This is a genomic window from Myxococcus sp. CA039A (assembly GCF_013336645.1).
GTDB classification, from domain to species: Bacteria; Myxococcota; Myxococcia; order Myxococcales; family Myxococcaceae; genus Myxococcus; species Myxococcus llanfairpwllgwyngyllgogerychwyrndrobwllllantysiliogogogochensis.
In genome coordinates this window covers 28,781-49,528 of sequence record NZ_JABUMQ010000014.1, presented here as the reverse complement: position 1 = coordinate 49,528, position 20,748 = coordinate 28,781, and the positions used below count along the sequence as shown (strand labels likewise).

General features: G+C 66.5%; 23 protein-coding genes. 8 read left to right on the top strand and 15 right to left on the bottom strand.

Features of this window, described 5'->3' with window-relative positions; translation table 11 throughout:
- Position 1: 1 nt before the first annotated feature.
- The 14 genes from HR086_RS03805 to HR086_RS03740 all read right to left on the bottom strand — a co-directional run bounded on the left by HR086_RS03805 (position 2) and on the right by HR086_RS03740 (position 14,158).
- Positions 2 to 328 (bottom strand): GPW/gp25 family protein, encoded by a 327-nt coding sequence (locus HR086_RS03805; protein WP_254626157.1) that lies wholly within the window; start codon positions 326 to 328, stop codon positions 2 to 4.
- A gap of 70 nt (positions 329 to 398) precedes the next feature.
- Positions 399 to 1,970 carry a hypothetical protein gene (locus HR086_RS03800; RefSeq protein ID WP_174464903.1) on the bottom strand — a complete coding sequence of 524 codons (1,572 nt, stop codon included), beginning with the start codon at positions 1,968 to 1,970 and terminating at the stop codon, positions 399 to 401.
- Positions 1,970 to 2,689, bottom strand: a complete 720-nt coding sequence (locus HR086_RS03795) for a phage baseplate assembly protein V (RefSeq protein ID WP_141643592.1) — start codon at positions 2,687 to 2,689, stop codon at positions 1,970 to 1,972. The genes HR086_RS03800 and HR086_RS03795 overlap by 1 nt, the downstream gene beginning before the upstream one ends.
- Complete coding sequence (locus tag HR086_RS03790) at positions 2,686 to 3,771, bottom strand: phage late control D family protein (RefSeq protein WP_174464902.1); 1,086 nt, start codon at positions 3,769 to 3,771, stop codon at positions 2,686 to 2,688. Before HR086_RS03790 ends, HR086_RS03795 begins: the two co-directional genes overlap by 4 nt.
- A gap of 13 nt (positions 3,772 to 3,784) precedes the next feature.
- Positions 3,785 to 3,964, bottom strand: a complete 180-nt coding sequence (locus HR086_RS03785) for a hypothetical protein (protein WP_174455683.1) — start codon at positions 3,962 to 3,964, stop codon at positions 3,785 to 3,787.
- 12 nt (positions 3,965 to 3,976) lie between these two features.
- Positions 3,977 to 4,717 carry a peptidoglycan-binding protein gene (locus HR086_RS03780; protein WP_174455682.1) on the bottom strand — a complete coding sequence of 247 codons (741 nt, stop codon included), beginning with the start codon at positions 4,715 to 4,717 and terminating at the stop codon, positions 3,977 to 3,979.
- Between the two features lie 3 nt (positions 4,718 to 4,720).
- Entirely contained in the window at positions 4,721 to 5,200 is a 480-nt protein-coding gene (locus tag HR086_RS03775) for a phage tail protein (protein ID WP_174464901.1), read from the bottom strand.
- 3 nt (positions 5,201 to 5,203) lie between these two features.
- The gene (locus HR086_RS03770; protein WP_174464900.1) at positions 5,204 to 7,993 is read right to left on the bottom strand and encodes a phage tail sheath family protein; all 2,790 of its coding nucleotides are present in this window, start codon (positions 7,991 to 7,993) and stop codon (positions 5,204 to 5,206) included.
- Between the two features lies 1 nt (position 7,994).
- Complete coding sequence (locus tag HR086_RS03765; RefSeq protein ID WP_141643598.1) at positions 7,995 to 8,450, bottom strand: phage tail protein; 456 nt, start codon at positions 8,448 to 8,450, stop codon at positions 7,995 to 7,997.
- An 18-nt stretch (positions 8,451 to 8,468) separates the two neighbouring features.
- Positions 8,469 to 10,433: a phage tail sheath subtilisin-like domain-containing protein gene (locus tag HR086_RS48265; protein WP_174464899.1), complete on the bottom strand. Its 1,965-nt coding sequence runs from the start codon at positions 10,431 to 10,433 to the stop codon at positions 8,469 to 8,471.
- 10 nt (positions 10,434 to 10,443) lie between these two features.
- Positions 10,444 to 11,340, bottom strand: coding sequence for a hypothetical protein (locus HR086_RS03755; protein WP_174464898.1), 897 nt, complete (start codon positions 11,338 to 11,340; stop codon positions 10,444 to 10,446).
- Complete coding sequence (locus HR086_RS03750; RefSeq protein WP_174464897.1) at positions 11,337 to 11,903, bottom strand: DUF4255 domain-containing protein; 567 nt, start codon at positions 11,901 to 11,903, stop codon at positions 11,337 to 11,339. The genes HR086_RS03755 and HR086_RS03750 overlap by 4 nt, the downstream gene beginning before the upstream one ends.
- A gap of 279 nt (positions 11,904 to 12,182) precedes the next feature.
- A complete protein-coding gene (locus HR086_RS03745; RefSeq protein ID WP_174464896.1) occupies positions 12,183 to 13,358 on the bottom strand; it encodes a hypothetical protein in 1,176 nt (391 codons plus the stop codon).
- A gap of 77 nt (positions 13,359 to 13,435) precedes the next feature.
- Positions 13,436 to 14,158, bottom strand: coding sequence for a hypothetical protein (locus HR086_RS03740; protein WP_174464895.1), 723 nt, complete (start codon positions 14,156 to 14,158; stop codon positions 13,436 to 13,438).
- A gap of 218 nt (positions 14,159 to 14,376) precedes the next feature.
- Between HR086_RS03740 and HR086_RS03735 the strand changes: the two genes are divergently transcribed.
- The 7 genes from HR086_RS03735 to HR086_RS49515 all read left to right on the top strand — a co-directional run bounded on the left by HR086_RS03735 (position 14,377) and on the right by HR086_RS49515 (position 19,452).
- Positions 14,377 to 14,544, top strand: coding sequence for a hypothetical protein (locus HR086_RS03735; RefSeq protein ID WP_174464894.1), 168 nt, complete (start codon positions 14,377 to 14,379; stop codon positions 14,542 to 14,544).
- Positions 14,517 to 14,846 carry a hypothetical protein gene (locus HR086_RS49685; protein WP_174464893.1) on the top strand — a complete coding sequence of 110 codons (330 nt, stop codon included), beginning with the start codon at positions 14,517 to 14,519 and terminating at the stop codon, positions 14,844 to 14,846. Before HR086_RS03735 ends, HR086_RS49685 begins: the two co-directional genes overlap by 28 nt.
- Complete coding sequence (locus tag HR086_RS49680) at positions 14,779 to 15,051, top strand: hypothetical protein (protein ID WP_174464892.1); 273 nt, start codon at positions 14,779 to 14,781, stop codon at positions 15,049 to 15,051. The genes HR086_RS49685 and HR086_RS49680 overlap by 68 nt, the downstream gene beginning before the upstream one ends.
- Positions 15,052 to 15,159: 108 nt before the next feature.
- Positions 15,160 to 15,726 (top strand): DUF4365 domain-containing protein, encoded by a 567-nt coding sequence (locus HR086_RS03720; protein ID WP_174464891.1) that lies wholly within the window; start codon positions 15,160 to 15,162, stop codon positions 15,724 to 15,726.
- Positions 15,723 to 16,895, top strand: a complete 1,173-nt coding sequence (locus tag HR086_RS03715) for a hypothetical protein (RefSeq protein WP_174464890.1) — start codon at positions 15,723 to 15,725, stop codon at positions 16,893 to 16,895. The genes HR086_RS03720 and HR086_RS03715 overlap by 4 nt, the downstream gene beginning before the upstream one ends.
- Before the next feature lie 499 nt (positions 16,896 to 17,394).
- Positions 17,395 to 18,675 (top strand): Tox-REase-5 domain-containing protein, encoded by a 1,281-nt coding sequence (locus HR086_RS03710; protein WP_254626156.1) that lies wholly within the window; start codon positions 17,395 to 17,397, stop codon positions 18,673 to 18,675.
- Positions 18,676 to 18,687: 12 nt separating this feature from the next.
- The gene (locus tag HR086_RS49515; protein ID WP_373564256.1) at positions 18,688 to 19,452 is read left to right on the top strand and encodes an immunity 52 family protein; all 765 of its coding nucleotides are present in this window, start codon (positions 18,688 to 18,690) and stop codon (positions 19,450 to 19,452) included.
- 139 nt (positions 19,453 to 19,591) lie between these two features.
- On the opposite strand, the gene HR086_RS49675 is transcribed toward HR086_RS49515, so the two are convergent.
- Positions 19,592 to 19,915: a DUF2381 family protein gene (locus HR086_RS49675; RefSeq protein WP_368773772.1), complete on the bottom strand. Its 324-nt coding sequence runs from the start codon at positions 19,913 to 19,915 to the stop codon at positions 19,592 to 19,594.
- 412 nt (positions 19,916 to 20,327) lie between these two features.
- On the opposite strand from HR086_RS49675, the gene HR086_RS03695 reads away from it, so the two are divergent.
- Positions 20,328 to 20,744 (top strand): hypothetical protein, encoded by a 417-nt coding sequence (locus HR086_RS03695; RefSeq protein WP_141644764.1) that lies wholly within the window; start codon positions 20,328 to 20,330, stop codon positions 20,742 to 20,744.
- Positions 20,745 to 20,748: the final 4 nt, after the last annotated feature.

Here is a 20,748-nt window from a genome sequence, read left to right as displayed (position 1 = left end):
GTTACCCCGCGAGCGTGACGCTCAGGTTGAGCCGCTCTCGTGCGCCGGTGGCCACGAGCTTGTAGGTGATGGTCGCCGTGGCGGCCCGAGCGTCCTGTGGGTCCGCGTCCACGCTGACCGACTCCACCGCGATGCGGGGCTCCCACTGCGCCAGGGCCCGGTTGATGCGATCGGCGATTTGATGCCGTGTGGTGACGGTGTTCGGCTCGAACAGGAAGCGCCCGAGCCCCGCGCCGAACTCCGGCAACATCAGCCGCTCGCGTTGCTCGGTGGCGAGGATGATTTGAATGGCTTCACGCACGTTGCGCTCACCCTCGGACCACTGCATGCGCCCATCCGGGCCCACGCGTGGGGGGAAGCCGAGGCCGCGTCCAATGAGTTTTCCGGCGTCCATGGACTCACCCCACCCTGGGCTTGGGCAGACAGATTTTCAGGAAGGGCATCCACCAGAAGATGATGTTGAGCAGGCTGAAGAAGATCATCAGGACGATGAACGCGCAGAGCGTGATGATGGGAATGGAGAACATGCACAGCTCTCCCAGGTCGAAGCTCAGCCCATCATCGAGTTCCCCCTTCATCGTCTTCTCCAACCCCGCCACCCGAGACATCTGCTTGCGCAGCCCCTTCGACAGCGTGAAGCCGACGTTCTTCTTGAACTTGCGCAGCCCCCGGATGCTGGTGTCCAACGGCAGCTCGATGCGCACCGGTCGCGCGGGTGCGTCCGAATCAAAGAACGGCGCCAGGGTGAAACCCTTCGATGGCGCGCTGACGATGGGCGGGCACAGTGCGCCGCACGCCGGCTTCAAATACACGCACCGCAGCACGTAGAGCGCCTTGCCCGGCTCCTCCAGCTTGGACACCGGCTCCGGCTCCGAGGGCAGCGAGTACACCCCCGCCACCACCGCCGCGCCCAACGCCGAGCGCAGCGCCGCCACCGTCACCTCGGTGCAGAGCCGCAGGTTGTAGTCGAGCCCGCCCGTGCCGCCGTTGAGGATGGCCGTGCGCTGCTGCATCGCCTTGCGCAGCGCCTGCTGCCACGTGTCCCCGGAGCTGCCCTCCACGCGGTGGCTGCCTGTCAGCAACAGGAACAGCGTGCGCAGGGGAGAACCCGCCGCGGGCGTGGGTCCTGGTGACGCCTTGTCCAGGAGCGTCCACAGCGCGGGGAGGCGCTCCTCCAGGAAGGTGGCGAAGTCCACGAGCAGGAAGCGCGTTACTTCCTTCTGGACGGCCACCGCCTCGCTCGTCGCCTTCGTGTACGCGAGGAGCTGCTCGAACGGCGCGACCACCTGCCCCTCGGCCTCGTCCGCCAGCATCTTGTCCGGGTCCAACCCCGTGCTCGGGTCGTCGTCCTGGAAGGCTGCCGCGGACTCGAAGGTGTCGCGACTGGAGGTGGGCACCAGCCCCACGAGCATCCGTCGCCGTTTCCCCTCGGAGGCGAAGTTCATCGGGAAGAGGGGCAAGAGTTCCTCGCCCTTCGCCAGCGCGCCTGTCTCCGCCGTGCTCAGCTCCTTCCAGATGCGCCGCTTGTCGGCGGGACTGCCGGGCGAAGCTGGCACCCACGCGCCTTCCTTGCCGCCGCCCAGGGAGCGACGCAGGACGAACGCGGCCTTCTCTCCGCTCGCGGTGTCCACGACGTGGTCCGGCAGGCCCGGCAGTCGACACACGAGGCTCGCGGCCACCAGATAGAAGCGCCCGTGCGCCGGCTGGTACAGCTTGGGCGGCGTATTGACCTCGTCGTCGGGAGGTTCGCCGGGCATGCGCTCGCGGTAGCTCTTGAAGCGCGTCACCAGCAGGTCCGTCAGGTCCGGCCGCGTGGGCGCCTGGAGTCGCTCCGCCAGCTCCTCCATGAAGCGATCCGAGTCGAACTGGAGGATGCCGGGCGCCTGGAGTCGCGCCAGCTTGTCGGGCGCGGGGCCCCACAACGGCGAGGCCGTCACCCACTGCACCGGATGGGGAAGGGTTGTCGCCATCACCACACGTTCCCCGCGCCCGGCGTATACGAGGCGCTGACCACGCTGTTGGTGATGACCGTGTCCGCCTGCACCACGCCGCTGAACTTGGACATGCCCGCGTTGACGGTGAGCATCCCGGCCGAAATCTCCGCCGTGCTCGCGTTGATGGTGACCTTGGCCGCGGCATTCACGGTGATGCCGCTGGGCTCCATCTTCAGCGAGTTGCCGTTGCTGTCCTTCGCCTCGATGGAGCCGGGCCCGTCCTTGAGCGTCACCGTCTGACCGGCGGGCGTCTCCAGCGTGAGCGTCTCCTGTCCGTCCGTGTCATCGAGCGTGATGACGATGCCGTTGCGCGAGCGCAGCACCTTCTTCGCGTTGCGACCCGCGCCGTCCATGGACTCCGGCGGCGTGTCCTTCCCGTTCCACAACGCGCCGACGACATAGGGCCGCCGAGCGTCGCCCGCCTCGAAGCCGACGAGCACCTCGTCATCCACGTCCGGCACGAACCAGGAGCCGCGATTCTTGCCGCCCATCAGCGTGGCCAGTCGTGCCCACGCCTCGTAGCGTCCGCCCCCCGCCGCGTCGGCGGCCCACGGCAGCAGCACCTTCACCCGACCCTGGCTGTCCGGGTCCTTGAGGTCCGTGACTCGCGCTGGATACAGGCCGTAGAAGCGACCACCCAGGCCGTCCGCGACGCGCTCGTCCAACACCTGTTCCCACGCCGCGTCCGCGCTCATGACGCCTTCCCCAGTCCCACGCGCTCCGCCACCAGCTCCGTGCGAAGGCCGCGCGCGCCGTCGAACAGGTGCTTCACCTCGGCCAGGTGGTACTTGCCGCTGAACAGCGGCCCCAGGCCCGTCAGCTCCACGCGCGCCCCCACGCGCAGCTTCGCGTCTGTCTGCGCCGTGCCACGTCCCACCACGAAGCGCCGTGCCTGTTGTCGGAAGTGCGCGTCCGCGCGCGCCTGCGCCTCCGGGACACTCATGGGGGCCGCGTGCACCACGGCTTCCTTGCGCTCGGCCAGCTTCGAGGCCAGCAGGCTCGCCCCGCTCTCGTCCTTCTCCAGCTCCGCGCCCAGCACCGAAGGGCCGGCCTCACACGCAATCGCGTCCTTCTCCGCCACGTTCCACCCGCTCACCGTCACCGAGGAGCGCTGCCCCGCCAGGTCCGCCAGCACCGTGAAGGACATCAGCTCGTTGCCACGTCCCAGCTTCAGGGGCTGGCCACTGGAGCGGCTTGCGCGCGCCTTCGCCTTCAGCGTGCGGCCCTCCACCCACAGCTCCGCGCCCAGCGCACGGCAGCGCTCGCGCAGGAAGGCGAGGTCGCTCTGGTTCACCTGGGCCAGCACGGGGTGCTTGGGCCCTGGGACCTCCACCTCGGCCGTCAGGCCATGTTTGCCCGCGAGTTGGCGCAGGACGTCCTCGTCCGTCGCGTTCTCGTACGTCGCCGTCCGCCGCGTCATCCGCAGGTCCTGGAGGCGGTCCTCGGCCAGCACCGTGAGGGTGGGGGAGGCGCTCTCCGGGAAGCCGGCCTCCAGGCCGGTGATGCGCCCCTCGAAGAGGACATCCTGGGTGCCCAGCCGCACCTCGAAAGGCTTGCCGAAGTCGAGCACCGAGAGGTCGAAGTAGAGAAACCCCGTCTCGCCATCCTTCGGACCCCAGTTGCCGAACGTCGCCTCGCACCGGTACAGCCCTTGCGCCGTCTCGACGATGCACAGCTCCAGCAGCCCACTGGCGAGCGTGGGGTGCTCGCGACCGTCCACCCGCAGCGTGGGGCGGGAGGCGCGCAGCTTGGAGTCATTGCTTGTTCCGTCGGCCATGGCGCTCTCCGACTCAGTGCGCGCGCACGCGTGCGTGCCGTTCGCGGTGGAGGACCTGGGCGCGCTCCTGCTCGTGCGCCTTCTGCACCGCTGACGCGCCACCTTCGGCCGAGCCCCCGGACCCGCCCCCTGACGGCGTGGACGCCGCTGGCGGCGCGCTCACCACTTCCATCTCGTTGATGACCACGGCCATGCACGCCCCCCGCTACCGCCTGACTCCGATGTTGATGCCCGCCTGCAAGTCGATGAGCTGCCCCGGGGCCAGTCGCCTCGGGTTCTCGATTCCGTTCGCGGAGGCGATGCCCTGCCAGCTCGCGCCCTTGCCCTCGTTCGACGCGAGCCCCTGCACCGTCGAGCCCTCCGGCGCGGACTTCATGGGCGCCTCTCCCGCGCCCTTGCCGCTGGGGTTCGGACTGGCTCCCGCGGGAGGCTGCGTGGGTGCGAAGACGAAGGCGGTGATCTTCTGCTGCGACAGGCTGAAGCTGACGCTGGCGCGCAGGGGCAGGCCCTCGGCGGAGAACAGCTCCAGCGACTCCTCCATCGACTCCATGATTCCGTCGAACTGGAAGCTGCCCCACAGGAAGCGCACGGCGGGCGGGACGAACTTGTCGCCCTCCTTCTTCGGAGTGATGAAGAAGGCCACCTTCGCGGTGAGCTTGCGCACGTCCTCCACCGCGTCCGAGGCGCCCTCCGGCTGGCCCGTGACGTCGAACCACAACTGCACGCTCAGCTTGGTGGTGCCCGCGCCGACGAACTGCTGCGCGGGTGTGCCGCGCTGGTCTCCGCCTCCAGAGGGCTGCTGCACCTGGTTGGCGTAGGCGACCTTCAGCGTCTCCGGGTTGAACTGCACCACGGTGGACGTGGTCTGCTCGTCAATCGGGTGCTCGAAGTTGGAGTCGAGCTGGAGCAGCTTCGCCTTCGCGAGCGGCGTGGCGTCGTCGGACATGGCTCAGGCGCCTCCGGCTTTGCGGGTGAGGGACTCGTAGGCGATTTGAAGCTCCTCGATGGCCACCATGCCGTCCTTCGCGTTGAGCGGAGGGGCCTTGAGCTTCACGGGCAGGCAGCGCGACAGGACGAAGCGCGCGCGCTCCTTCCGTTCGAGCCCGGGACCGAACATCACCACCTCCGCGCTCGCGCGCAGGCGGGGACGGGTCCTCATGATTTCGAACCACCGCCACAGGTCATCGTTGGCGCTCATGCCGCGCTTGAGCGTGAGCTGGCCGAAGCTGTGCGCGCCGGTGAGGCGAATCTGCCGGCCGTTGTTGCCGCCCTCGCGGATGGTCTTCACGTCCATCGTCATCTCCAGGCCGTCGCATTCGGAGAACGCGGCGAAGCACGCGGTGGGCGCGAGGTCCGGGATGTCGATCTCCACCGCGAAGGCGAAGGCGATGAAGGGGTCGATGACCGTCTCGTCCTCGGTCGTGGCCATGGCCTAGCGCGCCTCCGTGACGAGCCCGCGGTCGCCGCTCTGGACGAGCCGCACGTTGAGGAAGGTGAGGGGTTGGGAAGGGGCCACGCGCAGGTCCACGTAGAAGCGGCCCTGCTCGACGAGGGTGGGCGTGTTCAGCTCGGAGCCCGTCACCACCTGGAAGGCGCCTTCGCGCGTCTTGCCGGCGAAGGCGCCCCGGACGAAGAGGTCTCCGAGCAGTGACTCGAAGCCGCGCTGCACCCGGCGGCGGAAGCTGGCGTCGTTGGGCTCGAAGACGTAGGTCGCGCCCAGGCGCAGCGCCGCGCGTCGCAGCAGGGACAGCAGCCGACGGACGTGGATGGGCCGCAGCTCCGGGTCCGTTGCCAGCGTGTCCGCGGACAGCGTGAGGAAGGCGCGCGGCTCCTGGCGCACGACGTTGACCTGCGCTTCCTGGAGGTCCAGCCACCAGTCGCGGCCCAACGCCGGACTCAGCGCCACCACCCCCGTCCAGGGCTCGTTCGCGGGAGCCACCCAGGCGCCTCGCTCCAGCGCGCGCCGGGCGAGCACGCCGCACGCGTTGCCGTCCGGAGGCATGCGCCGGGGCTCCGCGGGTTTGTTCTCCTCGGAGACGAAGGTCCACGGGTGATAGAGCGCGCCGTGCGACAGCGCCGCGTCCTCCGCGAAGCCAATCGGAGGCACGCCGTCCTCTTCCGCGCCGAGTGGCGACTGGAGCGTCCCCGCGTGCGCGAGCGCGTCCTCCTCGCGGTAGTGCTCGGGCAGCGACAGCACGGCCAGCAGGTCTCCGCGAGCCCGCGCCATGCGCACCAGCGAGCGCTGCACCGCGAGCAGCGGCCCCACGTCGTAGGACGAAGCCGGCAGCAGCTGCCACCGCGCGGGAGGCGACACGCTGACGGCCACGCCCGGAGTCCAGGGTCCGGTGATTCCCGCCCGTTCCGCGCGGACGCGATGGTAGCGAGTGCCCGGCGTGCGCCCGTACAGCGTGCGCGTGGTGAGCGGCCCCCGGTACAGCACGGCCGCATCGCTGAAGTCCGGGCGCAGCGCCTCCTCCAGCACATACTCGATTCCCGTTCCGGGCAGCGTGGCCCAGGTCAGCGTGAAGGGCTGACTTGAGGTGGGCTCCGGTGGTGAGGCGACCAGTGGCGCGGGCGCGGGCGGCGGCTCGTGCGCGCAATCGAGGAACGTCCCCCAGTCGGGCTCGGGCAGCGGCTCGTTTGGCGCGGGCGGCGGGACGGAGGGCCTGCCCGTGAGTACCCAGGCGCGATGGATGGCGTCCGGCGCGGCCACCAACGTCGCGTCCAGTCGGTCCATGACGGCGTGGAGGCCCTTGAGCGAGCGCGGGCGGCTGCTCTGGTAGCGCAGGAAGTCCGCCTGGGCCGGCAGTGCCTCGATGCTCACCGACTTCAGGTCCGCATCCAGGAAGAGGTCCGCGTCGAAGGACGCAAGTCCGTCACGCGTCAGCGAGTCCCCGGCGGGCGGCGTGCAGCCCACGTAGGCGGTGGGCGAGTCCGACAGTCCGAGGGGAATGGAGAACGCCTCACCCCGCGCTCCCGGGCCGGCAAGGGGGAAGCGGCTGCTGGGGATGCCCTGGCGCCAGTCGCTCGGCAGCCGCTCTTCGGGAAGCCGCGAGGGAAGCGTCTCCGTGTCCTCGAAGCGGGCCCGCTCGGTGTCCGTGGGCAGCGCGGCCCAGTGGCGCGGATGGCTCGGGCAGAATCCGAGCCGCTCGAGCTGCGCGGGCTGCTCCGCGCTCCGGCGGGTCCACAGGCCCAGCGTCAATCGCTCGCACCAGGCTGGCGCCGAGCTCACGGCACCGGGCGTGGACGTCAGCACGCGAGAGGCGACGCCGGAGACCTGCACCGCTCCCGCGCCCACCTGTCCCAGCACGACGGACTCCACCAGGAGCCAGTGCTCGCCCAGCGACGCCTCCATCAACCGCAGCACCGCGCCCGGAGGCGGCGCGCCCTCCGGAGTCACGCTCAACGTGAGGGTGAGCACACGGGGCGCATCGCCCGGGCCCGGGTCCGTCATCGCCGTCACCCCGAGCGTGGCGACCTCCCCTTCGCCTCGGGTCCACGACGCGGTGGGCAGCGACGTCGGCGCCACGCTCGATTCGAGCCACCGGGCCTTCTTCGTGCGCACGCGCATCGTCACGCGTCGAGGCGCGGGCCCCGAGTAGGACGGCGCCGCCTCCTGGCCCACGGCCTCCACCGACTCCACGGGCACGAGCAGCGCGCACGCGGTGCCATCGAAGCCCACGCGCAGCAGGTCTCCCACGGCCACTCCACCCGAGGCCGTCACGACGAGCGTCGCGTCGCCGCCTCCCGTGGTGCTCCAGTCCACCAGGTCCACCAGTTCACGATGGATGGATGCCGCCACGCGCACCGGGTCCGACCAGCTCCCTTCCGAGCGCGCCCGGGCCACGGCCGTGGACACCGCTCCACCTTCCGAGCAACGCAGCAGCCCGGGGACAGGGAAGGTGTTGGACTTCGCGTCGGGCCCCGCCACGCGGACGACCCAGCAGCGCCGTCCCCCGTTGCGGAAGAAGGCGCGCACCGCCGAGGCCAGGTGCCCCTGCACGGGCTCTCCGCGCTCGGCGTCCCATGCGAGCAGCGGGGCCTCGCCGAACACCGCCTCGAAGTCCGCCACGTCCTCCACCGCCACCGGCACGTGCAGGGGACCGGAGGAGGCGAAGCCCACGAACGCGCCCACGTCCATCCGGGGCAACACGTCCACGACGGACGGTGCCTGGATTTCGAAGCGCAAGCCGGGGAGGCGTCTGGCGGCGGGGCGGCTCACGTCACTCCATCTCCAGGCGCTCGTACGCGATGGTGAGCTCCTCGATGGCCACGTCCGTTCCCTTCGCGTTGAAGGGGCCGCTGACGTGCTTGATGATGCGCGCGCGCAGCAGCTTCCACGTCTGCACCACCGCGGTGTGGTCCTCGTTCTGGAGCTGGATGGTGACGGTGCGCAGCGCGTTGGACTCGCCGTTGCGCAGCTGGTCCAACCACTTGTAGAGGCTGAGCGAGCCAATCACCCCGCGCTTCATGGTGACGTCCGTCGCCTTGTTCAGGCCGGTGATTTTCCGGACGCTGTTCTCCTTCTCGTTGCCGTTGCGGTACTCCGCGACGGTGACCTCCATGCCCACGTTGGAGATCTCCTGGAAGCCCGCGTCCGGCCCTTCGGTGCCGTTGCCGGCGCCCAGGTCGACCAGGAAGTTGAACTGCACATAGGGGCGATCACGAAAGACAGCCATGGGTGGTCTCCAGAGGGATTACTTCCGGTCGCCGGTCCACTGACCGATGCGGAAGATGACGAACTCGGCCGGGCGCAGCGGCGCCACGCCGATGAGGCAGACCAGCCGACCGTTATCCAGGTCGTTCTGGCTCATGGTGCTGCGGTCGCACTTCACGAAGTACGCCTTCTCCGGCTTCTCTCCGAGCAGCGCGCCCTGCTGCCACTCATTGAGCATGAAGTCTTCAATGGTGCGCCGCACGTTGGCCCAGAGCTGCTCGCCGTTCGGCTCGAACACCGCCCACTGGGTCCCCTTGTCGATGGAGCGCTCCAGATAGGCGAAGTAGCGCCGCAGGTTGACGTACTTCCACTCCGGGTCCGACGCCGTCGTGCGCGCGCCCCACAGCCGGTTGCCGCGCCCCTCGAAGTAGCGGAACGCGTTGATGCCCTCCGGATTGAGCACCTCCTGCTGCGCCTTGCTCAGGTTCGTCTCGAAGCCGAGCGCCAGGTTCACCACTTCGTTGGCGGGGGCCTTGTAGACGGCGCGGTTGACGTCGTTGCGCGCGTAGATGCCCGCCACGAAGCCGCTGGGCGGCAGGAAGATGGGCTGGCGCGTGACGGGGTCCAGCACCTTCACCCACGGGTAGTAGAGCGCCGCGTAGCTGGTGTCTATCTTGGCGCGCAGCGCCCGCACCTGTCCCAGCGTCTGGCCATTGCCGCTGTCCAGCACGGCGATGCGGTACTTCATCCGCTGCGCGTGGGAGATGAGCAGGTTGATGATGGTGGCGGCGTTGGCGCCGTAGCCGTTCTCGTAGCCGAACGTGGAGCCTGGCGCGGCGACGATGGAGATGTCCTCCAGGTCCTCGAAGTGGAACAGGCCCGTCTTGCGCGTCGTGTTGGGGACCTGCTGGCCCTTGTAGTCGTCGGCGGTGGGGCGCATGCCGTCGCTGCCGCCCTTGAGCAGCACCTCCAGCGAGCGCTGCGACTCGGGCGAGTCCGGGTCCTCCAGCGCGGAGTCCAGCGGCGGGCTCATGATGGGGCTGGCGAGGCTGGCATCCAGGAAGGCGCCGAGCACCTCCACGCCGTCATCCAGGTTCTGCGTGGAGATGATGATGGGGACGTCGCGGTTCTTCGCCGGCTCGTCCGCGTCGTAGGCGAAGCGCGCGGACAGCGAGTCCGCCGCGCCGCTGCGCGTGTGCCCGGGGTCCAGGGCCAGCCCGTCCCACGTCTGCGCGGAGGCCGGGTCATCCATGGGGATGACCGTCACGGCGACGGTGACGACGCGAATCTCGAAGCCCGCGTTTTCTTGAAGCGACGCGAGGAAGAGGGGGCTGCCGGCGCCGCCGGTGAACTTCCAGTCCTGCACGTCCTCGTCCCACGTGGCCAGGTAGAACTCGCCGGTGCCCACGGGGCTGGAGATGGGGGATTGGATGTCGCGGATGAGCACGACGTCGCGCGCCAGGAGCGCGCCCACGCGGGGCGTGCCGTCCTCGAACGAGAGGACGTTCTGGCCCACGCGCAGGGAGAAGCGCACGCGCAGGTTGCCGGCCGAGCCCGGGAAGCGCGCCGTCAGCGACAGCGTGTCCGTCTTGGGGTTCGCGCTCGCATCCAGGAGCGCGCGGGCGTGGCCGTCGTTGTACTCGTTGGCGACGGCGGTGCCGGTGCCAAGGTCGATGGTGGTGTCCAGGCCCGTGTAGAGCGCGTCGTCCGGACGGCGGAAGGCGCGGCTGATGTAGAGCCGCTTGCCGCCCTCCTCGAAGAAGGCGCGCGCCGCGTGCCACGTGTAGTTGTGCAGCGTGACGTCGTCGGTGAAGGCGAGCTGTCGGCGGTTGCCGTGGATGCGCTCGAACTCCACCACGCTGGTGATGAGCTCGGGCTCCAGCTCCACGGGCCCGTAGCGGGTGGGGCCGATGAAGCCGGTGGTGGTGGTGCTCACGCCCTCGATGGACTTCGAGCGGAAGCTGGTCTCTTCGACGAATACACCGGGAGCGAGATATTCAGGCATCGGTCATTTCCTAGGGAGGTGAACCCGTGGGGGTGATCCACAGCCGGGAGGCAGGCGCATCCTGGGTGCGCAGGACGAGCTCCTGGCCGTAGCGCAGCGTTGGCTCGAGCAGCGCCTGGGGGCTGCCCGTGTCCGCCCACACCCCCGCCGGGGGTTGGGACAGCGTGGTGCACACGTCCGGCAGCGCCGTCCCGGGTGCGCGGTAGTCGTGACGGACGCGAAGCTGGAGCAGCCAGGTCTGCTCCAAGAGCGGAAGCCCCGGAGGCAGGCTGGATGCGTCGACGGGCGAGCCGGGAGCGAAGTCCACGGGAGCCGGGTACGGGAAGAACAGCGCGAGCCGTCCGCGCTCATCCGTCATGCCGCGCGCGGTGACGCCCCCCGTGGGTGTGACTTCCACCAACGCCCATGCGGCGGGGGCTTTCGCCTTCGTGTCCCACAGCTCCGCGCGCACGACGGCCATGGGCACGGCGCTCTGCCGCGTGGGCGCGGAGAAGAGCGGAACGGAGGGAGACGGTGGCGACAACGGCGAAGGGGGAGAGGTAACGCAGTCGAGGGAGAAGAGGCCCCGATGTGGAAGCGCCGCGCGGAAGGCGCACGACACGAAGCGGTTCAAGGTGTCATGCACTTCGATGGTGTAGGGACGTCGCGAGGGCAGGGCGGCCCACCACGCGTCGTCGCCGGCGTGCTCGCCTCCGAACTCCAAGTCTCGCAAGCCGGGGAGGTTCATCAGCAGGTGGATGCCCGAGCGGTTGACCACGGATTCGCGGCGCAACGCGGGCTGTCCTTCGGGGAACGCGCTGACGCGCAGTCCTTCGCCGATCGATGCACCCGTGGCCTCGTCGCGGAAGCGGATGCCGAGCGGAGCCACGCGCGACACGTGCTCGAGGACGTGGATGGCGGGCCTCATCGCTCGGTCACCTTTCCGGGCGACATCACGCGCGTCTGGACGGGGCCGGCCTCCTCGTCGGCGATGGCGGATTCGATGCCGACCATGCGCGCGATGTACGAGGCGGAGACCTGGATGTTCGGCTTGCCGGGCTCCCAGACGTTGAGCATGTCCTGGATGGATAGCGGCTCGTAGACGACGGTGACTGTTTCATCCGGGAGGAAGGTGTCTGTCTCGGGAGTGCCGTAGTGATTGAGGAAGCTGGCGGTGAGGGTGGGGGTGTCCTCGAGCTGGCGCATGGCCCAGCCGAGGAGCCGGTGTTGCTTGGCCGCGGACTTCGCCCAGGGCGTGAGCAGGTAGTAGAGGTCGACGGGGAGGGGGCGGCGCGTGCGGCGTCCCTGCGAGTCGAGTCGACCGGGAAGGTTGCGGCGTGTGGTGCTGGGGGTGACGCGGAAGAGGAAGAGGGAGATGCCCTCGTCCATGGGGGCCTTGAAGTCGGAGGCCTGGTAGAGGCGGAACTTCGCGCCCTCGAACTCAGGCTTCGGACACGCCTGTTCGAGCAGGGCCAGAAGGGCTTGTCCCACCGCAGGTATCGCCGCGTACGTCGCCACCGAGCTGTGCCCCCAGCGCTGACATCCGCCCCCCACCCACACCCCCATGGTGCGGTGGGAAGGTCAGCGGCTGGACAGCAACGCGCGTGCCCACGCGGCGAAGCGTGCGCGCGTGAGTGATCCCAGGCACTTGAGTGACGGGGTGAGCGCACGCGCCGGGCCAGGGCGGATGAATTGCTCCAGCGGGTGGCGCGGAACCTCGCGGAATCGTTGCGGAGTCAGGGGTGGACGAAAAGGTCCACCCTGCGCCGCTCAAGGAGCGGCTTCGGCGGAGGCGGGAGTCGCCTGTCCCTGAGGGAGCTTCTTGAGCAGGTCGATGTCCTGGTTCGCGACGGTCAGCAGGACTCCGGCGATGTGCTTTGCGAAATATCGCCCGGGGAGACTGCGCATCCAGCCTGCCTGGTCTGGCATTGAGCCACTGCTGGGCGGATGATCTTCGATGGTGCCGCCGTGCTGCCACTGCGTGACCAACACCGACGTGGGGCAGGGCGTGGCCATCTCCTTCTCGAGCTCCGCGTAGGCCTCGCGATACGACGGCTCCGCGAGGGGCTGGAGATGCTTCGCCAGATTGCTCGCCTCGACCAGTCCAAGGCAGCGCGAGATGCCAGAGCCACAGCTTCGCGCCTTCCGGGCCACCTCCACGGGCGTGGTGATGTTGGAGAACGACTTGCTCGCCCAGAACACGGCGCGCAGGCGATCGCCTTGCTCCTGGCTCATCGGTCGCCACTCCGACGGAGGTTGCTTCGTCAGTCCATGTGCCGTGCGTTCCAGCCCGAGGAGCGTATAGGCGATCATCGAACCGATCAGGGTGTCCGTCCGATACGACAGCCACGCGAGGTGACGCACGTCCTGAGCTGCCTCCAGGGGCTGCCCGGTCCGCATGCCTTGGAGGAGCCGGAGCTTGGACCACTCCATCAGCACGATGAAGTTCGGAAAGGGGACCGTCATCAGGTCGAACGGCTCCTCCTGTTTGAATGGAAGGTTCTGGCGGATATCCCATCGGTCGAACCGCTTGAGCTCGCGCATCCAGTTGAAGTCGAGCGCGGACAGATCGGGGTTGGCCGCGAACCATTCCTCCAGCGACTTCTTCTCCTTCAAGTGCGCGGGAAGCTGGAGGGGCGAGTCCGCGGGCATCGACGGGCCCGGGCGGTCCCACTCCGTCCAGACGTTGAGCAGCGGCCCCGCGTCGCCCTCCGTGCGCGGCTCGTGGAACCACGGGTCGGCGGCGAGCTTCGTCTGCTCCTGACAGAAGAGGTCCACGTGCGCCGTGACTTCCTGTCGCATCGCATCGAGCGTGGGCTCGTACTTCGCGCGCGTGAACCAATCGAACGCGACCATCGCGATGACAGCCAGCAGGAGGAGCGCGCTGACAAACCACACCAGGGCACGCAGCACGCTTCCTCGAGCCCGACGCACGTTGGGATGCATGTGGGGACTCTAGCGGGTGGCGCGAGCCGTCTGCGAGAGCTGGTCGCCCACGGTGAAGAGCTTCAACGCCCACGATGTCAGCGCCGAGTTCCAGGAAGTGGCGGGGTAGTGGCAGTGGATTCTGCGGGCGCGTTGTCGCTTTTCGTCTGCTCCGCGCGCTCCAGTTCATCGACATGCTTTCCGAAAAGGCGGTCTACCTCGTCCCCTGCTGCCTCCAGGGTATTCATGAGTGCGCGCATGCTGTAGTCGAGCGCGGAGAGGCTTACGACGCTGTCCGGAAGGGAAGTGAGTGACTTCGTGCCCGTTCCCGCCTTCACAGGGTATCGGAACTCTTCGGACCCCGGGTCGACACGATGGAACTGCTCGACTACTCGTGCAATCCACCCATGCTCAGGAGCATCAGGCATGAACCTTTGCATCCGCGGCTCAATGGAAGCCCAGAGCTTGCGGAGGTCGTGAGTGCGGGCCGGCGGCGTTGTCGCGGACGCGCTCGCCTTCTTGGAGGGGGTCCGATGCTCCTCCATGAGTTCCAATTGCCCCAGCCTTTCATGGAGATATTTGAGAGTCAGTTCCAGTGCCTGCCTCCATAGGAACGCGAGTGCAAAGTACTGTGGGTCTGAATAGTGGCGCTCCCGGAGGCTCTCGAAGAGCATTTCGGCTGAACGCCGGTACCCGTAGGCATAGGCATGAAACCCCGCGCCTCTACGGTATGTCAGGCACGCATTGAGGATGCACCCACCCTTGGGGGTGAATAGGTCTTCGGTCCCATCGAGCCACGGATACTCTTGGTCGTCTGACATTGTGGACCTTTATTTGCTATCGCTGGAGCGTGGCACAGGCAGACGGCTTGCGCATGTCGTCCTGACCCAGCGGGCTCGTAGGCGTGGGTGTGGCGGGACCCGGGGCCGTCGCTTGGATCTTGTCCTCATCAGGGGGATGAAGTGGCCATGAACCACGCCATGGCTCATGGCCAGAAAGAGTTCTCCGCAGTCAGTTCCTTGCAGAGAGGTGGGACCCGGTGAGCATCGCAGAGGGCATCCAGAAGCTGGAGCTAGGCGCCCTGGTAGAGCTCTTCATCCTGGTGGACGCGTCGTCCATTCTCGGAGGCGGCATCAGCCACTTCCACGCGGGCGCCAACAGCTTGAACGGGGCCGTGGTGTGGCAGGGCGCCGCCTACCAGCCCTGACCCGTGTAGGCCCGTGGCTTCGAGCGGTCTGGCACCGGGCGCCTTCCCCGTCTTTCTCTCCATGGCCAACCTCCAGGGCACACTGGGCCCTCGCGCGGGACTGTAACGACCTGCATGGCGTACGCGTCATTCGCAAGCGCACCTTCGCCCGCTACCTGGACGCAGTGACCTTCCCTGGCGGCGCCAAGCCGGCCGCGAGCCCATCGGAGGGGATTCCCGGACGACGAGTTCGTTGTGGATGCGAGGACGACGGAGAACAAGCACCTCATCGAGTTCACCCTCGCGGCGCGGTGCGACCTTGAGGGTGTCCGGATTCCCCTTCGCGTCATTACCCAGATGTGCGGTTGGCAGTCTCGGGGTGGGGGATCGGCTACGTCGGCCCTTCCGTGGCGCGGGACGACGACATGCCTACGTCGGACCCAGCCCAGGACAGGTGCGACGCTTTTTCTCTATGGGGCTGTTTGTCAAGACGTGACTTTTGGGTATGTCCTGCGCAACCCTAGGTGAATGGCGCAGCGCAAGGGCCCCTCGGATGATCGGCAGTTTGGCTTGGCGTTGGGGATAACCTCCGCCGGTGCTCCGCCAAGTCCAGATCGACATCAGGTGCATGCCGACTTGCTGAAGCGCATCGTTGATGCGTTGCCAGCAGAGGGCGAGGCTTCCGGACTTCCTGGTGAAGGGATGGCCATGAATATGCGGAAGGAGGAGTTTAGCCGAGCATTTCTTCACGCAATCTGTGCGCCCGCCGGATTCAATGTCACTCGGACTGCCGTCGATAACGATGGGATAGATGCCACAATTTCAACCAGCAGGAGTTTTCACAGATTTTCCCCAAAGCTTGATGTTCAGTTGAAGTGCACGGCGTCGTTTGAGTTGCGCGAGCACGACTTTTCACACTCTCTGCCGATGACGAATTATGAAGCCTTGCGCGGAGAAATGAACAGTGCTCCACGGATTCTGGTTGTGGTTCTGGTTCCGAAGGAGTGCGCTGGATGGGTTGGGCATTCTGAGCAGTCTACCGTGCTCCAGCACTGCGGTTACTGGTGTTCACTTCGTGATGCTCCGCCGCCCGCGAATCCAGATCAGGAAGGCATTACGGTACGCATTCCTCGGCGGCAGCTTCTCACAGTCCCTGTTCTTGTTGATATGATGCGTCGTGTCGGGGATGGAGGTGTACCGTGAACGACCTGTCCCGGAACAAGGAAGCGCTGATGAGGCTTGCGCCTTCTGAGATCGAGGCGTATCTGCGCGGAACTGGCTGGGTGCTCTTTGATACACGGCCGGGCAAGACGTCGTGCTGGGAACGTCCTGAGCAACGGCGCAATGAAGATGTTGCCGCGATATGTGTCTTAGATAGAAGCTTGCGCGACTATGCTGAACGCACCTCAGAGCTTCTTGAACTAGTGGCTCGCGTTGAGCGTCGTTCGGCCGGTGATGTCTATACGAGCGTTCGAGATGTGGGGTATGACATCGCAGAGCTGCAGATCGAGCGAGAGGATGCTCGCGATGGAACTATTCCGCTCAAAGACGGGGTAAAGGCATTTGATGGGGCGCTCAGGCTTTATGCTGCTGCTGCGGCAGCCGTGGATGAGCGAAGACCGTATTTCGGCCGCCTGTTGAAAGGGAAGGTCTCAAGATTTGTATCGAAGAACGCCCGATTGGGTCAGACCCGGATCGGGAGTTATGTGATAACGATCGCTACCCGAGTTGCTGATGCTCAAGAGGAATTGCCGTTCCCGGCACCCTTGGAGCCGCTTGAGCGCCAGGTGATGTTGAGAATGGCTACAGCTCTGAGTGTTGCGCGACAGGCCGCGATTGTGAATACGGCTCAGGCGTTCTTTGATGGGGTCACGCATGGGGTGAGTGCAAACTTGTGTGATGCTGTTGCGGACATGGCGGAGGGAGGGGCCGCCGTCAAGGTCAATGTGGCGCTTCAATGGTCCTTGGTGCAGCCGGTTGAGAAAAGCGTGCCGCGGCTTCTTTCATTTGGGCCTGAACTCGTCAGGAATCTTAGGGAGGGTAGCGCTCACCTGAGGTTTCAAGAGCCGTTGATGAACTTCCAGTTGATCGGGAAGGTGGTAAGGCTCGAGCGATGGCCGGAGGAGCCTGACGGGACAGTTGGGATCGATGGGTTTGTCGACTCAGAAACTGAGCTGGTGTCGGTGACCCTGACAAAGGGTGATTATGCGACTGCGACTGCGGCGCACGACCAAGGGGCTGCTGTTGTATGTGTGGGTGAATTGAAGAAGACTGGAAGAGGATTCGTTCTTTGGGGGGCACATTCGTTCACCGTTGTTGGGAGCGGCCCGTCAACGTTGAATAGGCGCGTCAAAAGTGAGGAGCCTGTGTAGTGCTTGCTGTGACCTCGCTGAGAGTGACCTGCCAGGGGACGAGGGCTTCTTGCCCGTGAAGGCACGGAGAGCACCCATGGTGTCGCTCATCTCCCTGTTGCGTCACCAGCGCGCGACGCTGGGCGGGCATGGGGATGCGGGGCGTCGGAGTCGCACGGCTGCGACCTGCCAGGATGACGAGAGGCCCGGCCCAGTGGCTTCCACGACTCTGTCGCGTTGTGGATGGCTATCATCTTGTCAGACGCGAATGCCAGCATCCTGCTCGCTGGCCGCTTGTTGAAGGGGCATGGGGTATTGAATGCGAAGTGGCCTCTGGTTGCTGTGCGTCGCCATCCTTGTCGCGGGCTGCTCTGGGGTTGAACGCTCCACCCGTAGGGGCGCCCTTCAGCAGCGCTCCACACTGTACGAGGCGAGGGGGCAGTCGGGAGCCATTGGGACGGCGTATCTTCCCCGAGAGCAGCGGAACGATGCATTCGAGGAGTTGCTTCAGGTCTCAGGGTTGGAGGACCGCGACGCGCAACCCGTGTCTGGTAACTCGCTCACGCCTACGCACGCGGCGCGGCTGCTGGAGGTGTTGCTGGGGAAGGATGTGACGCTGGGTCAGTTCCCTGCGCGTGTCGCGGTGGGCTTCATGCTGCGCGAGGTGATGGGCTCGGGAGCGGTGTCACGCACCGAGTTGGTGCAGCGGGTGGAGCGCTTCAATCATCTGGCGGTGCTCCGGCCCGATGGATGCCTCGCGTGGGTGCGCAGTGGCCGGACGCAGCAGCGAGTGGCCCCCGTGGAGTGGCGGAACGGTGTTTTCCGTGCGCACGACTTCGAGCTGGGCCGTTTCTACGATGGGCGCACGGGTGTCTTCCGCTCGCTGGACGATGAACTGCGTGAGTTGGATGGATTCCCGCTGGCGGACGTCCACGACGATGCCGACATCATCAGCCGCTCTCTTGATGGTGCCGAAGAGGCTTTTGTTGGACTGGCCCTTGCGGTGGGGAAGTTCTTCTCGACGTCGCCAGGCGAAAACCTCGAGGCACTTCGTCAGATGCCTGCCGCCGTGGCGGCATTGCTGGAGTCGTCACCCGAATACCTGGAGCGCTTCCGGTACATGACGCGGGGTGAACAGATTCAGGCCGTCTCCAAGCTGGCAACGAACCTCATAGCCACGTGGGGCACGGTGTCATCCGCGACGCGCACGTTGGAAGGTGCATCGCTCGCAGCGGTGGAGATGCCAACGCTCTCGCTGTCCGCACAGGGAGTCGTTGCCATGAGAATCGTGGCGGTTCCGGTGGGGCGTGCGGCGGCGGTGCTGAGTGGTGGGCCTGGAGCAGCCATCATCCTTCAGCGGGCCAGCACGGCCGCGAAGGGCGGCTCACCGTCGAATGGGCCCGGCAAGTGGGGGCCGGCCAAAGAGTCCATGTCACCCCACGCCCGGCGTTACCAGGAACAGATTACGGGGCATTCCGCCGACGAGGCATACTGGGTCGGTGGTGTAGGCAGGGACAGTGGCGGCGTGAAGTTCGATGGTTTCGAGAAGGGTGTCCTGCTGGAGGCGAAGGGGCAGGGCTATGCCCGGTTCTTCGAGGGCCTGGACCCGAAAGAGTGGTTCCGTCACTCGGGAGCCAAGGGCCTTGTCGATCAAGCCAGAAGGCAGAGTGAGAAGGTCCGTGGCCTTGGCTTTTCGATACGATGGCACGTCGCTGAGCAGCAGGCGGCGGACGCCATCGAGAAGCTATTGATGCGCAACAGAATCAAGGGCATTGAAGTGGTCTGCACACCGGCGCTTTGAGGAATGCACAGCGTGACCGCGACGCCTGAGCTCACGACCTACCCGGAGACCTACTACGCGGGCGCCTACTGGGGCCCTCGCAAGGAGACCCCCGAGGAATGCGCTCTGCGCACAGCAGACTTCCTCAACCTCCTTGCGTCATGTGATCCGATCCTGGCTCATTGGTACAAGCCCGCGCGTTCTCGCAAGGATGCCCGCAAACATCCGCTCATGCCTCCCGACCTGCCCACGCTCACCGAGATGTTCCGGCGGGGCGTGAACCGTGAGCGTGGAGGTCCCGCCATCGAGCGATTGGGCTATAGCTTCTGGTTCGGCAACGGCGAGGCGGGGGCGGACAGCGCGGATCTGCGCATCACCTGCGGTGACTACAGTGGCGCCAATCCGAACTCGTGCGTGATGCCCTTGCCGAAAGAAGGGCCAGGCATGGAGCGGATACTGACGGCACCCGTACTGGCGAACGTGGTGCGCAGCATGGTTCGGCCCTGGGATCCCGATTGGGCGTTTGCCACCTCGGACTCCTACGAGGACACAGCTCGGGAGCCCGACTTCGCGCCCTTCTCCCTTGGGTGGATTACCTACGTCTCGAACCGCTTGGGCCGAGTGCCGCCGCTCCCCGCTCCCGTGCGTGTCGAGTCCGTGGAAGACAAGGGCACCCTCATCCTCCTCACTCCCGAACGCTTCACTGCCCGCAATCCGGAGCACATGGCGCTGGCGGAGCGCGTGCGAGAGCTGCTGGACCGAGCGGAGCTGTTTGTCGGCGCTCCTCCAAGCTCCTGAGCACGGGGCCGATGCCGCCCACTAGCCGACGTACTCTCGGACCCCGAGGCAGGCATGCCGCGAGGCGCACGAAGGAGCTGATGACGTCCGAGCGGCAGGCGGCCCGTTCCTCTGGACAGGACCGCGCCCGCATCATCCGTTAGTGCCTTCCGAGCCCCGGGGCCTGTCGCGTGTGCAACTTCCCCTGGGAAGTCGTCGAGGGGTCGTGATGCTGGAGCTGGCCGGCTATCAGGACGTGCGGAGGATCTACCGGGGCCACCGTTATGAGGTGTTCCTCCTGAACGAGGCTGCGGGACTTTCGCTGAATCGGCGAAGAGAGGAGAAACAACGTCGGCGAGCCCTCGGCGACGTTGATGACCGGGGGCTGCCCGGAGGGCCAACTGGCGACAGTAACGGAGCGCTCGCGGAGGACGTGAGGGGCGGCTGGTGTGTCAGCGTGCGCCGCAGTTCCCCATGTGAGCACGAACACCACGGCCAATCTGAAGGGTTGGAGCAAGGACGGGTGACCTTCCACATGGGCACGCTCGCATCGCCAGTACCCGCGCAGGGGTGCTCTATTCGCGCGACCGGCCAGTCCCAACGGGACACAGTGATGGGGCCGAGCGCTTTGGGGCGCGCTTCACGGCAGCGGCGTTGAACGGGCCCGTCCGCTCTCAGTCCTTGTGGCGGCGATTCAGGTCCGACCTCGTCGCGGTCATCCTGCTCGTCTTCCTCGTAAACGCGCGGAGTTGACGGACCCAGCGAAGCACAATTTCTGAAGATGCTGGGCGCTGAAGAATGAGCCGTGCGCGAGGCTCCGAATGAGTTGACGCCTGAAATACGAGCGGACACACTCTCCAAACCAACAAGCACGCCCTGGGATAAAGGAGCATTCGATGGGTCTCGCAGAGCGACGCCGTATCGCTACGATCAAGGAGTCGCACACCCCCCGTTTCCAATCAGAGCTGAACAGCTCCATTGGATTCTCGATGCCTTTTGAAATCGACATCGCGAGCTTCCCCGAAGACAAGACCATTCTCGACTGCTACGACTCCTACTATGAATCATACGGTCCGGGGCTCGTCGCACAGGCGATGAAGAGTATTTGTAGCGATGATCTCGGTCGTGAGGCAGTCAAATCGAAGTTCAACAAGATCATCTTCCAGAATGTCGCCACGAGCCCAGACAACCCGGGCGACAAGAATGTGGAGCTCAAGGACAACACTCTCTTCGTGCGTGAGAGTTTCTACGGCTACTCGGACAAGCTTTTCGGCGAGGACGAGCTTCGGACCATCATCGAGTCCCTCCTTTAGCCGT

Coding starts and splice junctions, on each gene's coding strand:
- HR086_RS03775 (WP_174464901.1), bottom strand. CDS start 5,200: ATGGCCACGACCGAGGACGAGACGGTCATCGACCCCTTCATCGCCTTC.
- HR086_RS03795 (WP_141643592.1), bottom strand. CDS start 2,689: ATGAGCGCGGACGCGGCGTGGGAACAGGTGTTGGACGAGCGCGTCGCG.
- HR086_RS48265 (WP_174464899.1), bottom strand. CDS start 10,433: ATGCCTGAATATCTCGCTCCCGGTGTATTCGTCGAAGAGACCAGCTTC.
- HR086_RS03780 (WP_174455682.1), bottom strand. CDS start 4,717: ATGTCCGACGACGCCACGCCGCTCGCGAAGGCGAAGCTGCTCCAGCTC.
- HR086_RS03755 (WP_174464898.1), bottom strand. CDS start 11,340: ATGAGGCCCGCCATCCACGTCCTCGAGCACGTGTCGCGCGTGGCTCCG.
- HR086_RS03765 (WP_141643598.1), bottom strand. CDS start 8,450: ATGGCTGTCTTTCGTGATCGCCCCTATGTGCAGTTCAACTTCCTGGTC.
- HR086_RS03745 (WP_174464896.1), bottom strand. CDS start 13,358: ATGCATCCCAACGTGCGTCGGGCTCGAGGAAGCGTGCTGCGTGCCCTG.
- HR086_RS03695 (WP_141644764.1), top strand. CDS start 20,328: ATGGGTCTCGCAGAGCGACGCCGTATCGCTACGATCAAGGAGTCGCAC.
- HR086_RS03800 (WP_174464903.1), bottom strand. CDS start 1,970: ATGGCGACAACCCTTCCCCATCCGGTGCAGTGGGTGACGGCCTCGCCG.
- HR086_RS03740 (WP_174464895.1), bottom strand. CDS start 14,158: ATGTCAGACGACCAAGAGTATCCGTGGCTCGATGGGACCGAAGACCTA.
- HR086_RS03785 (WP_174455683.1), bottom strand. CDS start 3,964: ATGGCCGTGGTCATCAACGAGATGGAAGTGGTGAGCGCGCCGCCAGCG.
- HR086_RS03805 (WP_254626157.1), bottom strand. CDS start 328: ATGCAGTGGTCCGAGGGTGAGCGCAACGTGCGTGAAGCCATTCAAATC.
- HR086_RS03790 (WP_174464902.1), bottom strand. CDS start 3,771: ATGGCCGACGGAACAAGCAATGACTCCAAGCTGCGCGCCTCCCGCCCC.